The 15076-nt window shown below is 47.2% G+C and carries 15 protein-coding genes and 1 other RNA gene; 8 read left to right on the forward strand and 8 right to left on the reverse strand.

Annotation, left to right across the window (positions count from 1 at the left end; all coding sequences use genetic code 11):
• Window positions 1-15: 15 nt before the first annotated feature.
• Genes B9Y77_RS03305 through B9Y77_RS03320 form a run of 4 tightly spaced genes read right to left on the reverse strand, consistent with a single transcriptional unit; the run spans window position 16 to window position 3574 of the window.
• Window positions 16-519: a hypothetical protein gene (locus B9Y77_RS03305; RefSeq protein ID WP_085490460.1), complete on the reverse strand. Its 504-nt coding sequence runs from the start codon at window positions 517-519 to the stop codon at window positions 16-18.
• Window positions 519-1748: a hypothetical protein gene (locus tag B9Y77_RS03310; protein ID WP_085490461.1), complete on the reverse strand. Its 1230-nt coding sequence runs from the start codon at window positions 1746-1748 to the stop codon at window positions 519-521. The genes B9Y77_RS03305 and B9Y77_RS03310 overlap by 1 nt, the downstream gene beginning before the upstream one ends.
• 2 nt (window positions 1749-1750) lie before the next feature.
• Window positions 1751-3169 (reverse strand): MBOAT family O-acyltransferase, encoded by a 1419-nt coding sequence (locus B9Y77_RS03315; protein WP_085490462.1) that lies wholly within the window; start codon window positions 3167-3169, stop codon window positions 1751-1753.
• 3 nt (window positions 3170-3172) lie between these two features.
• Window positions 3173-3574, reverse strand: coding sequence for a hypothetical protein (locus B9Y77_RS03320; RefSeq protein WP_085490463.1), 402 nt, complete (start codon window positions 3572-3574; stop codon window positions 3173-3175).
• 402 nt (window positions 3575-3976) lie between these two features.
• Between B9Y77_RS03320 and ilvB the strand changes: the two genes are divergently transcribed.
• The 5 genes from ilvB (at window position 3977) to B9Y77_RS03345 (ending at window position 8816) form a co-directional block, all read left to right on the forward strand.
• Complete coding sequence (gene ilvB / locus B9Y77_RS03325; protein ID WP_014547308.1) at window positions 3977-5695, forward strand: biosynthetic-type acetolactate synthase large subunit; 1719 nt, start codon at window positions 3977-3979, stop codon at window positions 5693-5695.
• Window positions 5696-5710: 15 nt separating this feature from the next.
• Window positions 5711-6205, forward strand: a complete 495-nt coding sequence (ilvN, locus tag B9Y77_RS03330) for an acetolactate synthase small subunit (RefSeq protein ID WP_014547307.1) — start codon at window positions 5711-5713, stop codon at window positions 6203-6205.
• Window positions 6206-6432: 227 nt separating this feature from the next.
• Entirely contained in the window at window positions 6433-7002 is a 570-nt protein-coding gene (locus tag B9Y77_RS03335; RefSeq protein WP_085490464.1) for a hypothetical protein, read from the forward strand.
• A gap of 24 nt (window positions 7003-7026) precedes the next feature.
• On the forward strand, window positions 7027-7728 hold the full coding sequence (locus B9Y77_RS03340; protein ID WP_085490465.1) for a hypothetical protein: 702 nt from the start codon (window positions 7027-7029) through the stop codon (window positions 7726-7728).
• Window positions 7725-8816: a radical SAM protein gene (locus tag B9Y77_RS03345; RefSeq protein ID WP_085490466.1), complete on the forward strand. Its 1092-nt coding sequence runs from the start codon at window positions 7725-7727 to the stop codon at window positions 8814-8816. Before B9Y77_RS03340 ends, B9Y77_RS03345 begins: the two co-directional genes overlap by 4 nt.
• A gap of 20 nt (window positions 8817-8836) precedes the next feature.
• Here the strand turns inward: B9Y77_RS03345 and B9Y77_RS03350 are convergent, their stop codons facing one another.
• Window positions 8837-10420 (reverse strand): glycosyl hydrolase family 8, encoded by a 1584-nt coding sequence (locus B9Y77_RS03350; protein WP_085490467.1) that lies wholly within the window; start codon window positions 10418-10420, stop codon window positions 8837-8839.
• A 198-nt stretch (window positions 10421-10618) separates the two neighbouring features.
• On the opposite strand from B9Y77_RS03350, the gene B9Y77_RS03355 reads away from it, so the two are divergent.
• From B9Y77_RS03355 to B9Y77_RS03365, 3 genes are read left to right on the forward strand one after another with little or no spacing between them, the layout of a single operon-like run.
• Window positions 10619-11413, forward strand: a complete 795-nt coding sequence (locus B9Y77_RS03355; protein WP_139829250.1) for a hypothetical protein — start codon at window positions 10619-10621, stop codon at window positions 11411-11413.
• Window positions 11413-12312, forward strand: coding sequence for a hypothetical protein (locus B9Y77_RS03360; protein WP_085490469.1), 900 nt, complete (start codon window positions 11413-11415; stop codon window positions 12310-12312). Before B9Y77_RS03355 ends, B9Y77_RS03360 begins: the two co-directional genes overlap by 1 nt.
• 1 nt (window position 12313) lies before the next feature.
• Entirely contained in the window at window positions 12314-13117 is an 804-nt protein-coding gene (locus B9Y77_RS03365) for a hypothetical protein (protein WP_085490470.1), read from the forward strand.
• Window positions 13118-13135: 18 nt separating this feature from the next.
• Here the strand turns inward: B9Y77_RS03365 and B9Y77_RS03370 are convergent, their stop codons facing one another.
• From B9Y77_RS03370 to B9Y77_RS03380, 3 genes are all read right to left on the reverse strand, one after another.
• Window positions 13136-13549: a hypothetical protein gene (locus tag B9Y77_RS03370; RefSeq protein ID WP_073424097.1), complete on the reverse strand. Its 414-nt coding sequence runs from the start codon at window positions 13547-13549 to the stop codon at window positions 13136-13138.
• Between the two features lie 175 nt (window positions 13550-13724).
• Window positions 13725-14085: a transfer-messenger RNA gene (ssrA, locus tag B9Y77_RS03375) on the reverse strand.
• A gap of 229 nt (window positions 14086-14314) precedes the next feature.
• A complete protein-coding gene (locus tag B9Y77_RS03380; protein WP_085490471.1) occupies window positions 14315-15058 on the reverse strand; it encodes a glutaminyl-peptide cyclotransferase in 744 nt (247 codons plus the stop codon).
• Window positions 15059-15076 lie beyond the last annotated feature (18 nt).

A 15076-nucleotide genomic window follows, 5' to 3' on the forward strand; every position in this document is an offset into this window, starting at 1 on the left:
CCAACAACTAATTACTTATTTCAACTTAAACGCCACATACCCGTTTTCGTCTTGCGAGACTATGAGGTACTGACTGCCGCCTTCGAAATCAAGTTCTATATAAGAATTATTTTCTTTTCTAATAATGGTGCATTCAGTAATCTCTGTAACATTAATTTCTTTTACTACAGATTTAGTTTCCTTAGCGGGATTCACAACATTACCGGAATCGCCATTCTTCAACAAGCGAGTTTCACACTTGCCGTCTTTCACGTAAACAAAACCGCCCCACCGCACTCTCACGCGGAACGTTCCGACCCAGTCCTCTTCAACGACCTTGCTCTTTTCGCCCGGTTCAATCGCATCGCGAATCCACGGCTGCACAGACGTTCCGTCTTCAGAAATAATATCGACCCCCAAAATCGTGACATCCGTCTTGTTTTCGACCTGGAGTCTCGTCGTCGTATCAATAAACACGTGGCTCATGCAAGCCGTCAGAGAAAACACTACCAGACAAAGGAACAAACGCAAGTATTTCATTAGTTACCTCCCTGAGTTGCAGAACCATCAACTTTTTCGTAGCGAATTCCCTTAGCCTCAATTACCTTATTGCCCTGAGCATCAACCTTCGTATTACCCAAATTTTGCTGTTCAGCACGAACCTTCATAAATTTATTCAAATCAAAGGTTTTATTCGACGTTTCCATCGGAGCCGCCTTCGCCGCCCCACGACCAAAGAACTTGCCTTCGAAAGCGCCCAAATCAATATGGAATTCGGCAATGAACGTTCCCTTCGCACGGAACATGTTGTCGTAATCAAAGGCAGAATTATAAGCCAAGCGAAGAATAAAGAAGTCAATGGCTCCACCCCAGAGCAATTCCCTGGAACCGCCAATTTCATTACGGCGCAAGCAAGAAGCCTCAAAGCCCATCAAACGCGAAGGATCCGGGAAATACTTCAACGTTGCCGAATGGAATCCACCCTTCGGGAAGTCATAAGACACATCGGCATAAACAGTTTGTTTGTAAAGATTCTGTTCCCAGTTCAAACGGACAAAGTTTTTATCGTCATCATTATCCTTACGGCGATAAACTGTAGCACTCAAATTCGGCAAATAAGTCTTGTACCCGCTTTTAGCGCCACCATAAAGTTCTCGCGATTCCAAATCCAAAGAGAATCGAAGCGTCTGAAACGTATTGCTATAGAAACTTCCCTGGAAGCTCACATTCTTATAACGAGCGTGTCCCCAGTAGAACAACAACGAATCGCTTTCGTCCGGATAAGCCCGCCACCCCGCTTTTTCAAGATTCTGGTGCTGTAAGCCCAAAGCAACGGTAGCGTCAAGTTTCGTATTCGTGTAAGAAAAGCCCCACGTGAGCACAGACGAAATATGGGCAAAATCGCCATAATGCGGGAAGAAGAAAAAGTCCTGAGAATCCCAACCGGCGCGTTCATACCAAGTCAAGAAACCCAAATGCGAAATCGAGTCCAGCACCCAGCTCCCGAAAATACCGTAATGATGTCTAAAGGCAAAACCGTCGTGGACACCGTACTTGCTTTTGAGCTGCAACTGTTCAGACGAAGGCGTATAGGTATAGCCAATATCAATATAGCCCCCACGCCCACCGCGCATCACAAGTCCAATATCCTGAAGCTGTCGGTCACGCATCTGGAGACCGCCCTGAGTCAACGCTTCAGCGGGAATCGGGTCTGCAAAGGCAACCCCAGCCGCCATAGAAAGCAAGAGAAAGACTTTTTTTATTTTCATAACTAGAATTGGAAATAAAGGAACGGGTTGTAGCTCTGGGTAAAGAGCGCAAGCGTTGCCAAAATAAATAAACCAAGTGCAATGAGCGACTTTTTGAACGAAACGTCAATACACCAGTCGTAACTGCGGAACTTCCAGAACGAAAGCAGCCCCGCCAGCAACATGAACACAATGCACGTCGGCGTGAAAATTTCAGCAGACAAAATCACGTCGGAAGCAGCCGTTGCGCCAAGCCCAAGCATATTCTTCCACATGCGGACGGCATCGCCAATAGAATCCGCACGGAACAGCACCCAGCCAAAGAGCACTATCACCTGGGTCAGAAGGATTTGCACCACGCGAGGAGCCTTGTAGTACCAAGCGTTCTTGTTGTTTGCACGTTCGACAATCATGAAGAAGGCGTGGTAAAGGCCCCAGCAGACAAACGTCCAGTTCGCACCATGCCAAACGCCACTCACGAACATCACGAGGAAAAGGTTGAAGTACATGCGCCCCGTTGGCACGCGGTTGCCACCCAACGGGATGTACAGGTAATCGCGGAACCAGCTCGTGAGGGAAATGTGCCAGCGCTTCCAGAAGTCCGTAATGCTAACAGAGCGGTACGGACCGTTAAAGTTGCGCGGGAAATGGAACCCGAGCATAAGTCCAAGACCAATCGCCATATTAGAATACGCCGAGAAGTCAAAGTAAATCTGGAACATGTAGGCAAGCGAGCCCCACCAGCTGTTGATGACGCCCGGAGCATCGGCCGCAAAAACGCGGTCAGCGATAATGCCCACCTGGTTTGCAAGGAAGATTTTTTCGGCAAAGCCAAAGCAGAAGAACAAAATACCGCGCACAAAGTTTTCAAGCGTATGCGTGCGTGTTTCAAGTTCTTCGGCAACCGTATTGTAACGCACAATCGGACCCGCCACAAGCTGCGGGAAAAGCGCCACATAGCATGCGAATGTCGCAAAGTTCTTGACCGGAGGTGCCGTACCACGCCACACGTCAATCGCGTAACTCATCGACTGGAACGAGTAGAACGAAATGCCCACCGGCAAAAGAACCGTCATAATAGAGAACGGTTCACAGCCGAGCATAGTCGCAAAATCGTTCACGATTCCCATGCCGAACATGTAATACTTGAAGAACCCAAGCGCACCGAGGTTTACCGCAATCGCCGTGCCAAGCGCAAAATTTCGCTGGAACTTGCTTGCGTTAGGAGCCGAGATAAACCGCCCCGCCACGTACACCACGAGCGTACAGCCAAACATGAGGAACACGAGCCATGGTTCGAGCCAGCCGTAAAAAACGTAACTGAAGATGGTAATGAACAAGTTCAGGAACGAATGCTTAGCCCCGAGCTTGAAGAGAACAAAGTAGCCAACCAAAAATGTCGGCAAGAAATAGAAAAGAAAAATCTGGGAAGAGAAAACCATTAATTACTCGTTCACTTCAATAGCCAAGTAGCGCGGGGATTCGTCGTCAAAGTATTCGTCTTCGACAGCACCGTCCCAGTTGCCTTCGAGCGGAATGAGTTTGAGCGTGTACTTAGACTTAGCCTTGAATTCGCCGACGTTACCCTTGGACTTGTCAGCCATCTTGTCCTTGACCTTACCGCGGGCAATCAGCGGGTTATAAACGCCCACGAGAACTTCCTTGGCGTCGAGCTTGCCCGAAACCACCTTCGAGACCTTGTACTTAAATACATAGACATAGCTATATAAATCATTGCTCGGCATTTTTCCCGGGATTTCGGTCAAACGCCCTTCAATGGTGATCGGGTCGGCGGCAAACACGAATGCAGCCGCAAGAATCAGCGAGAGAAAAATCTTTTTAATCATAGAATTAAATTAGAAAATTTTATGGCGAGAGATTAGGTCGTTGGTCATTAGTCAATAGTTATTAGTTGTTGTCGTCGGATATTTGTGAAGGCGAATCGGTTTATGGAGATATTTTCTGCATACTAATCCATTTTCACGCATTATTTTGGACGTAAAACCTTCAAACAATCAAATTTTAAATTAAAAATCATCAATTTTTACTTTACCACAATTCATCAAATTCAAACTTTTAACAAAAATCATCAATTTTTACATTTTTTAGACTTCAAAAATTAAAATTTTTACCAAAAATTTCAAAAATTTTTACAAAAGTCGGATTTCACCTCTTGCCACCCTCAAAAAATACTCCTATATTTCAGCCCATCTAAATTTTCATCTATTCTTTAAAAGACAGGATAAATTATGGCAAATAAGACCTTAAGTGGTGCCGAAGTGATTATCGAATGCCTCAAGCGTGAAGGCGTTGATACAATTTTCGGCTATCCCGGTGGATCGGCCATTCCGATGTTCGATGCCATCCTCGACTCCAGCATCAAAGTTGTGCTCAGCCGTCATGAACAGGGCGCAACCCACATGGCTGACGGTTATGCCCGCCAGACCGGTAAGGTCGGTGTAGCTCTTGTCACTAGCGGTCCGGGTGCAACGAACACGTTTACAGGTATTTATACAGCTCTCATGGATTCTAGCCCGATCGTCGTGCTCACGGCACAGACGACGACTCCGAACTTGGGCAAGGACGCCTTCCAGGAATGCGATACTAGCGGTATGACTTTTGCAACCGTGAAGCATTCTTACTTGGTGAAGGACACGAACGACCTCCCACGCGTGATGAAGGAAGCTTTCCACATCGCACGTTCTGGCCGTCCGGGCCCGGTGCTTATTGACCTCCCGAAGGACGTGACTGCAGGCCCCTGCACCGCTCCATTCACGGACCAGATGGACCTTCCGGGTTACAAGATTCCGACCTACGCTTCTACTGAAAGCGTCGAAAAGGCCGCCGAATACCTCAAGAATTCCAAGAAGCCGCTTTTGCTCGTGGGCCACGGTGCCATGATTTCTGGCGCACACCGCCAGGTGAAGGAACTCGCCGAAAAGCTCGGCGCTCCGGTTTGCTGCACGATGCTCGGCCTCGGTGCATTCCCGACCGACCACGAACTTTCTCTCGGCATGCTCGGCATGCACGGTACAATTTATGCCAACAAGGCCGTCCTCGAATGCGACTTGATCCTTTCGATCGGTAGCCGTTGGGACGACCGCATTACCGGTAAGCTCAGCGAATTCTGCAAGAACGCCGTGAAGATGCACATCGACATCGACCCTGCCGAAGAAGGCAAGGTGTTGCAGCCGGATGTGTTCATGTGCGGTGACGCCAAGCTCGTCTTGGAACAGCTCCTCCCGATGGTAAACAAGCTCGATACCGCCGACTGGATCAAGACTTGCCAGACTTGGAAGAAGCGCTACCCGCTTACCTACGCCAAGCAGGGCGGCCTCCGTATGCAGCACATCGTTGCTACCGTGAGCGAACTTACGCAGGGCAAGGCCATTGTTACCACAGACGTGGGCCAGCACCAGATGTGGGTCGCACAGTTCTTCCACATCAACTATCCGCGTCAGCTCCACTCCAGCGGTGGCGCAGGCACGATGGGCTTTGGCTTCCCGGCTGCTATCGGTGCCGCATTCGGCAACGAAACCGGTTGGCCGGTTTGCAGCTTCAGCGGTGACGGCGGCTTCCAGATGACCGAAGCAGAACTTGCAACGGCCGCCATCCACAAGCTCCCCATCAAGATTTTCGTGATGGACAACAAGTACCTCGGCATGGTGCGCCAGTGGCAGGAACTCTTCTATGACCACCGCTACTCCAGCGTGGACATGAGAGGCAACCCGGACTTCGTGAAGCTCGCCGAAGCTTACGGCATCCCGGGGCTGCGCATCAAGCGCCCGGCCGATGCTGAACGCGTGATCCAGAAGGCTTTGGACTACAACGATGGCCCGATTCTCATCCACTGCGAATGCGAAAAGGAAGACAACGTGTTCCCGATGATTCCGGCAGGCGCTCCGATCACAAGCATGATCACCGAACAGCCGAAGACGCAGCTCGAAAAACCCACCGGATCGACGTAATAGGAGAATTTGAAAATGAAAGATATTGCACATTCTATTAGCTTGTTAGTGGCAAACCGTCCGGGCGTGCTCGTGCGTATTGCACTCGTGTTCTCCCGCCGTGGCTACAACATCGATTCTCTCGTCGTCTCCCCCACGCTCGACCCGAACTTCAGCCGCATGAACATCATCGCTCACGGCAATCCCGAAATTTTGATGCAAATCATCAAGCAGCTCGAAAAGCTCGTGGACGTGGTTCAGGCCAAGGACCATACCGGTACGGACGCTGTGGAAAAGGAACTCGCCCTCATCAAGGTTCGTTGCACAGCAGAACAGCGCACCGAAATCTTGCAGCTTTGCGACCATTTCCACGCCAACACGGTGGATATGACGATGACTTCCATGATTATCCAGATTACGGGCAACAGCCAGAAGGTCGATACCCTCAAGAGCTTGTTGCAGAAGTTCGAAATCGTAGAATACATCCGCACGGGCAAGGTCATCATGCTCCGCGGCGAAGACAAGACGTAGTTCGCGACTTCGTCGCAGTTACTAGTTATTAGTTAATAGTTACTAGTTAAGAGAACTTAATTACAAAAGACGCTCGGGAAACCGGGCGTTTTTCTTTTGCCCCCTCTATATGCAACGGATGCAACAAAAACGTACGGGCGAAAATATTAAAACAAGCTAAAAGTGGTCTTTATACTCCAAAACAAACTATATTAACATGGTGTAAGGATGTAAGGAGGAAAATTTTTATGAAAATCGAAAAGAAGAAAGTTACCGGAAATTCACGTTTGTCGAATGCATCCAAGGCAGGTGTTGCCTCAATGCTTGGCATGTCCGCAATTTTGATGAGCGGCTGTACAGGCGATGCTGAAAGTGGTCAGGTTATCGGCCCTGTTGAACCAGACAACAACAATCCAAACAGCAGCGACGCCTCCGAAAGCCCCGAAATACAATCAAGTTCTTCTGTAACCGATATTCCGCTGAGCCACGAACGACTCAGCAGCGAAGCCATCGAAGCGCTTTCTTCTTCATCTGTACAATCGCCGAGCAGTTCTTCTGTTGCACCAATTCAAAGCAGTTCGTCAGAAGAAATCGTCAGCAGCTCATCCGAAAGTTCTAGCAGCACATTTGTCGAAAAGCCCCGCAGTTCGTCGAGCGTCAAGGAAGAATCTAGCAGTTCCACAGAAGTCGTCCCACCATGGCCAAGAGATTGCAACAAAATTGATTCTATGGGCGTAAACGTCATTATGTGCCATGACGACGATGACTTTCCGCTAGTGAGCATGGTGTCCACATACGAAATGTTTGACAATGTATAAGATCTGCAAGTGTTAGGGGGAACCATGAAAATTGAGAAGAAGAAAGTCGTCAAAAGCTCAAAATTGAGCCATTTTACCCAAAGTGCGGTCGCAGCTGCACTCGGAATTGCGGCATCCATCGGTGCAACAGCTTGCGACGACAGTGTATCGGCAAATAGCGGAGACCATCCCAAGCAACAGCCAGAGAACGAACCGACATGCGGACAGGCGGCATGCGGAGAACAATACAGCAGTTCCAGCTATACCGACATTTCTTCAAGCGGAGAACATCTCAGCAGCGAAGCCATCGAAGCACTATCCTCTGCAATGCAGCCATTGAGTAGTAGCTCCATGGTGAACCCGCCGCCGGAATCGGGGTCCCCGATGGTCATGTCTTCTGAACGTCTCAGCAGTTCTTCCGTCGAAAAACCTAGCAGTTCGTCTTACGAGCCACCTCCAGAAGCAGGCATTCTCCCGCCGTACGAAGAATCCTCTTCAAGCGAAACGCTGTCAAGCAGTTCCATAGAAGAGCCCGAACCTCTCGCAGGCGACCCCATTATTACAGAAAGCAGCTCGAGCGAAAGTACGCCAAGCACACAGTCCAGCAGCAGCAAAACAGCAATCCCAGCCACTCAAACCACACCTGCCATAGATACGCTCAACCCTCGCATACACATCTGCGATGATGGCTCGTGTATGATATTCAGCATGGTCACCACGTTCGAGCAAGACGACATTCAAGCATGAATTTAGTCCTTTGCCTTACAGAACAATGTAATTTACGTTGTACCTACTGCTATTACAAGGAATCGCAAGCAGACCGCAAAACGGTCATGGACGACGCGACTCTCGAGCAGGCGATTAAAATCGCACTCGACCGTACGATTTTCTTTAGGCAGTCGTACTTGAACATCACGTTCTTTGGGGGGGAGCCGCTTTTGCGAAGAGATGCTATTTATAAAGGTGTCGAATTCGCAAAGGCGGTTGTCGATGACGCGATGGACAATGGCAAAATTTCCAAAAATTTCAGGTTGCAATTTGCAGTCAACACGAACGGCACACTGTTCGATGATGAATTTTTTGACTTTTGCGAGTGTGAGAAATTCCGCATTTACCTTTCACTCGATGGGCCAGAATACCATCACGATATCGCCCGCCGCACCGTCAACAATACGGGAAGTTTCAAGGACATCGAAAAGCACATTCCGCGATTCGTAAAACTCGGAGCAATTGCATTAAGCACCGTTACGCGCGCCCATGTCAACACGCTTTTCGAGAGCGTTAAGTGGTTGCACGAACAGGGTTTCCAAAGCCTTACGACGAGCGTCGATTTTGATGGCAAGTGGAGCGGCGAAGATTTTGACAAGCTCGCTTTGCAGTACCAGAAAATGGCAGAGTATTGGAGAGCATGTCGCGAAAAGGGTGACAAGTTCTTCCTCGGCACAATTCATGACAAAATAAAAATAGCGCTTATCAATTCGCGATACAGGCTTTATTCGTGCCATGTGTACAATGGAGCCATCGGAGTCGCAACAAATGGAAATATGTTCCCTTGCACACGGTTTATCACCTCAAACCCAAACACCCACTATGTGCAGGGGAACGTTTTTACCGGCTTTGACGAGACCGCTTGCGACAAAATTCGAGAATTTTTGGACAACGACAAAAAAGAATGCGAGGGGTGCGACATTCGCTACCGCTGCTGCGCGCATGAATGCGCCTGCACGAGCTACTACACGACGGGGACAATAGAAGGAGTGTCTCCCGAAGTGTGCACGCACGAAAGAATGCTCGCAGAAATCTGCGATACATTGCTAGAAAAAATGGCGGTGTAGAATATTCTACCCGCCGAATTTTAGCGAACAGTAATCTTGCGAGAATAGCTTTGTTTACGGCTAACAGCCTTCACAACATAGATTCCGCTTTGACCACGGGATTTCCAGAGGAAATCTTTACCCGAGGCAGTCGCCACAACGTGACCATTTAAGTCAAAGATTCTCCACTGAGCCATTTCAGGGACAGACATCTTCACAGCGCCATCCAAATGGCTAATCTTCATGCCCGCCACACGAGCCATGCGATGTTCTGCAATTCCAACAGCAGGTTTCGTCAGCGAAGAAGAATCCCCAACTGTAGCCATCTTCGGATTGTCAATGGCATCAACAACGTTCACAAAAGCACCACTCATCATGGAGGTGCCGAACCAAGCCAAGAACTGGTCAAAATACATCTCGTTATGAAGCGTATCTTCGAGCGCATCCGTTTCGTTCTTTGCAAGTCCAAAGTAATCGCCACCTTCGTAGAACTTGCCCATTTCTTCACTAAAGGCAATGCGGTCTTCCTTCTCGCCCACAGCCATTGCTGCAGTCGCCCACATGCCAATCGTCAAATGGCTATGTTCGCTACGGTAACGCCAAGTCGTCGTATCCTTAGAATTGTTAAAATCGTACCACTTGTCTTCAGGAGGCAACAGCTCACCCGCTTTTTCGATCTGGTAGAAGTTTGCAGCCTTTGCGCCACCTTTAGAATTAATAAAGGTCAAAGCATTCTTGAGGAACGTCTTTGCGCGTTCTTCATCAAACCAAATAGCGTCAATAGCGACACGCCACAAAATGCGGATTGCATCCTTGAAGAAAGCCTTGCTTTCGAAATAGGCGTTATAGCCAAGCCCTGCCGAGCCTACCCAGCCGCCATCAGGCGTCATCCAGTCCGGGACCATACCCATGCTGTAGCCTGGGCTCTTAGAAATAATCTCGTAAGACTTATCGACCACTTTATTCCAGCGATCGCCATTAGAATCAAACTTGGCAAAGACCTTATACCATGCCGGAGAGAAATACCCCGGATTGACAAAATCATAGCCACCCCAACCAGCACCCGGAGCCAAAATACCATTGCTCGTAATCTGTTCGGTGCTCCACATGCAATCGAGAATTTTCTGAGCATGGGACTTGTAATCGTAACCAAACTTTGTAGAAGTGTACGGTTGCCACTTACCCGCAGAAACAAGCTTATCGGCAAAAATCAAAGCAAGAGCAATATCTTCTTCGGCATCAGAAGCGGCACCTCTACCGACAATTTTGCCTTCAACGGACATTTGCCAGTTGTAATAGCAGCCACCCCACATTGAAGAATTCGCTTCATCCCACATTTTATTGAACGAAGCCTGATCATTGGCATAAAGCGAAACGAGCATTCCATAGCCCACGCCTTCGCTCACAGCATCGCCCGGGGCTTCACTCTTTGGACGGTGAATCAGCCCAACACCAGCACTATACGGCTGGATATTTCGACGAATTAAGCCTTGCCAAGTACTATCGAGAGCCTTGTTCCAATAAGATTCATCGACTTTGGGCTGCGCATTTGGCAAGTCCAAAACAGCAAGTGACGTGGTGAATGCCGTTGCGATGCAGAACGGCACAATACGGGATAAAAACATAAAACCTCCACACACCGATTCCAACCCGAAATATATTTAGAAATTAGAGAGTCAAAATGCAAGTAAAAAAACAATAGCGTTTACACGAGCAACCATTCATATAACTTTTATCACATTACAATCTGCTTATATTACCCTTTATCAAAAAACATTCTACTTGGCTAGATTAAATTTTGTCGTTTGTTATATTTGCGTTTGATGAAAACTTTATTAACAATTCTACTGTTTTGCGCCACAGCTTTCAGTGCAAATTTAAACTTGCACGATACTGTTTTTGTGGAACAAATTGTCCGCGATACCGTTTACATTCCGATAAAAGCAAAAACCGATACGATTTACATCAAGAACACCGCGGTAGCCAAACAACAATTGCAAGAGAAATGTTGCACACCGACCGAACGCAATCCACTCGGAGAAGACACCACAAAATTTTTACGTTACGACACAAGCTACACGCACCATTCTGTTTATTTGCACTTTGATATTGTTTCGTTTCTCTGGCTCATGAGCGATTCTACGCTTACATCTGTTGGCGGGAATTTGGAAATTGCCGGAAACCGCAAAAATTCTTTTATGATGAATTTCCGTTACAGTAAAAAAATTCCTTGGGGAACATCCAGTCATATTTATAATGGTTACATCGCGCAATACGATATTGGCATTGGCTACCGCCATTATTTTAGACCGTCAAAATACAGTGGCTTTATTGATATCGGAGGAAACTGGCTCATCCGCAAACACGACTACGACAACACCTGGGACAACACAAACCTCATCAACGACAGACCGCACAGCAGACACGAAAACGCTTATTTATACTCCCCTTATATACACAGCGGACATATTTTCAGAGGGGACCGCAATGTTTTCAGCATTGAATATGGTTTAGCCTACAATTTCACAGACAAGGAATTGCTCAACAAGCAATATTCCTACATTACCGGCGGGCTTCAGCTTGACATCAGGATAAACTTTGGCGTGGGGATTTTCTAATGAAGTTCAATCGATTTGGTTTAATTTTCGCTGTATTTTTCGCCATCGCCATTAGCCCAGCGTTGGGTATAACCGACACGGTCTATGTTCAAAAAAGAATCACAGATACGCTTTACGTAGTATCCCCGCCTGATACCGTCTACATACAGGAAACGGGCTTTCAAGCAAGCAACGATAATGATCAGCAAGCTAAAACAGCCGAACACAACGAAGCATTTAAAAGTACAACTAAGCCTGTAAAGAACAAATTCATCACGGAATATAGTACCGACACCATTCCGCCTGCAAATAAATTATACATCGGCGCCATAACAGGTCTTACCCTATTTTCGATATGGTTTGGAGTTTCCATGCTCGACTTCGATTACGAAATAGAAAACTCGTACAGAGGTTCGCTCATGTTTAATTTATCTAGCATCATCCTATTTTATGAACACCCAATTGGTCAAGAAGACCGTTCGTGGGAAGGTTTTAGAAGCATCTTTAGCCCAGGTATCGGATATCGCCAATACTACCTCACATTTACAACAACTAAAGTCAACCCGAAAAAGCACCCCGTAAAATTCAGGAACACTCCGCTAAACAGTATTTCCTTCTACATCCAGACCATGGCAAGTCCCGCATTTAAGATAGCCTACGACAAGAAATATAAAAGCGCCGACCCCAAAAAAGGAAGTATCGATGTCGGCATTGCCCCAAGCGCCACACTGGGCATGGCTTGGAACGCCGAAAACATGCTTTGGTCATTTGGGTTCATTGTCGGTTATCAATACTGGGGCGATAATTCTCGTAAATACCTGACTCATGATCCTTATCGAGAAAAGACGACATACCGTTTTATGAATGGATGGTGCGCCAAAGGATTGTTCTTTGGAACAGATGCTAAAATAGGATTCTAATATGCGACATACACTAGCTTTTATTTTCATCTGCGTTGTTTGCGCGTTTTCACAGGAACGAATCGTAGATACAGTCTACACGGACACGCACAAGGTAACATACGTTATCGACACGGCAAAGGCAACTTCTGAACGCGCCGAACATACCGCAACATCCACACAACAAGAAGCACTCCCGCAACAAGAGGAAGTTGCAGACACATTCGGATTAAATGCACCGCCAAACAATTCAAACAGAGTGACACTTCTTTTGGTCGCACAAAGTTTAAGTTTTTCTTTAAGTTATGAGCACCTGTTCGCAGACTTCTGGAGTTTTGCACTGAGATTCGGTTATGACGGATTCAACAGCAAGAACATTCGCGAAAACACAGATGCCGAAGGAACCATACAGACTTTTGCCGTTCCGCTTGCATTGAGATGGCATTGGGGGCGACGTAACATCGGCAGTTATAGCTATGTGAGCATCAATGGCGAAAACCACCATAAAAAAAATCGTCAGTTAGAAGGCTTTATCCAGGCACAAATCGCCCCTGTTCTATACAATATAGACTTGCACCGAGATTCAAGTTCTTACAAACAAGCGCTAAACCTTAAAGAAAAAGAATACGCCCTATATTACACACTCGGATTTGGCTTCAATTACTGCTACGAACATTTCATTTTCAGCACAGAAATAAACATTGGTACATTTATCCAAAAGCCAAAATTTCAAGAACACACACAAGTTTACAGGAGCCGATATGGCACACGACTTTTGGACAAGACAATCGCTGAAAGCGTTCTCGCCATTGGCTGGATGTTCTAAGCGAACTTAGAACATCTCTTAGAATCCAAGTACAGCTTCGGAGATTTCATTTGCCTCGTCAGAACCATCATCGGCACGATCGGCATTGAATTCGCCCCAGCCTTCGCTAGTGCCACAGCCAATACCCACGTCCATCGTAGACCACTTGAACACGGCGTAAACACGCTCGAAGCGTTCCAAAATCTCAGTCAGGACATCCTCTGGAGGTTCGTTTTCGACAAGGAACGTTCCATCGACCGCATACAGTTCGGATTCAGGAAGTTCTTCAAAACGGCATTCGTATTCATCGGTCATATAATCTTCGACGGAATACCATTCTCCGGAATCGATGCTCGGCAGTTCAGCCTCAGGGAAATGTTCCAAGAACGCATTCCACAAGGCATCAAGATCCTCTTGGACTCCAATGAAACGGACTAATATTCTGCAATCCATACAACCTCCTTTTGAATTCAATTTAGAAAGATTTTGCAGAAAGTGAGCGATAAGCGACCCGTATCAACGGGTCGTGTTCGTGAGAGCGAGGCGAAGATGGATTTTCCCGATTGCGCAAGAGCCGAGCGGTTCTTATAAAACAGAAAAAAAGAACTCACATAGTGAGTTCTTTTTTTTCTGGAGGTGAGGGGAGTCGAACCCCTGTCCAAAATCACGTCCATGTACGTTCCTACAAGTGTTCCCTTCGTATTTAAGATCTCGTCTTATCCACGCCCAAGAAGGTCGGCGCGGAGTTTGACCAGCTTAGTAAATCTCGGGAGATGCCCCCAGGCATGACACTTCCCTATCCCATATTGCGTCCGGACGTACATCCCGATGGGAGCGGAATGAGGCCCGGCGTTGCCGTTAATTAGGCAGCGAGTGCGTAGTTTTCGTCAGCACTTATTTTTTTTCAGACTTTTTAACGAGTTGCCCTCGTCTGAGACCTCGACTTGCAACTAACACTTCGGTAACCCTGTCGAAACCAGAGCACCCCCGTATATTAGTGGTTGAACACAAATATAACAAACATCAGGTTAAAATGCAAAGGTATGTTCAAATTATAATCTGGTTGAGACAGACCTGTCGACTAAATGCGAGCTAGCGAGCATTTAAGCTCTTGAGAACGCATGCGTTCGAAAGACCCGGAGGGCAAAATTGCTGCGAGTAGCAGAAATTTTGGCAAACCAGAGCACCCCCGGTGCTTGCTCTAATATAGTAAAAAAACTAAAACTTGACTTTATAAATCTGCGGCCAGAGCTTGCCTGTGATCCAGAAATCCTTGCCATCATAGGCAATGCCGTTCAAGACATCGGCGTTGGGGAAATTTTCTCGAATCTCCCCCGCTTTTTTCGAAAAATCGATGTAGCGGAGCACATTCCCACTTGGGAGCTCGATTTCTGCAATCAAGCCCGTCTGCCAAATGTTTGCGTACAAAAAATTTCCAACGACTTCAAGTTCATTCAAGAGCTTGATTGAATAACGACCGTCAGTTACTTTAATGATTCCCGACACCGCAAAGCCACCCGGAGCAATTTGCAAAAGTTCATCGGAACCATTACTCATCAAAAGCTGGTCACGCCAAAGCGTAAGTCCCCAGCCTTCGGTCGGAATACGGAACTCCCCCTTCTTTTTGAACGGCTTGCGAGAATAAATAAAAGCCTTGTGCGATTTCCATGTGAGGTAGTAAATCTCGTCACCAAGCACAACGGAGCCCTCGCCAAAATAGCGATCTTCAATGCGAGCGGAATCTAAGATTTTTCCATCGAGTGTACGACGATACAGCCCCGATTGCCCATACTGCCCCGTAGTTTCAATCAAATCCTTGCCATCAAACGATAGCCCCTGCGTAAAGTGAGACATTTCGTGTGGCACAGAATCGAGAATCGTCGGCACAACACGCGGAGCCTCGGCATAGGCAGACAAGAGAGCAAAGACGAGAAAAGCACAAAAAGATATACTTCTAAACATATCGTAAAATTACTAAAT

It is taken from the genome of Fibrobacter sp. UWB13, assembly GCF_900177805.1.
Taxonomy (GTDB): domain Bacteria; phylum Fibrobacterota; class Fibrobacteria; order Fibrobacterales; family Fibrobacteraceae; genus Fibrobacter.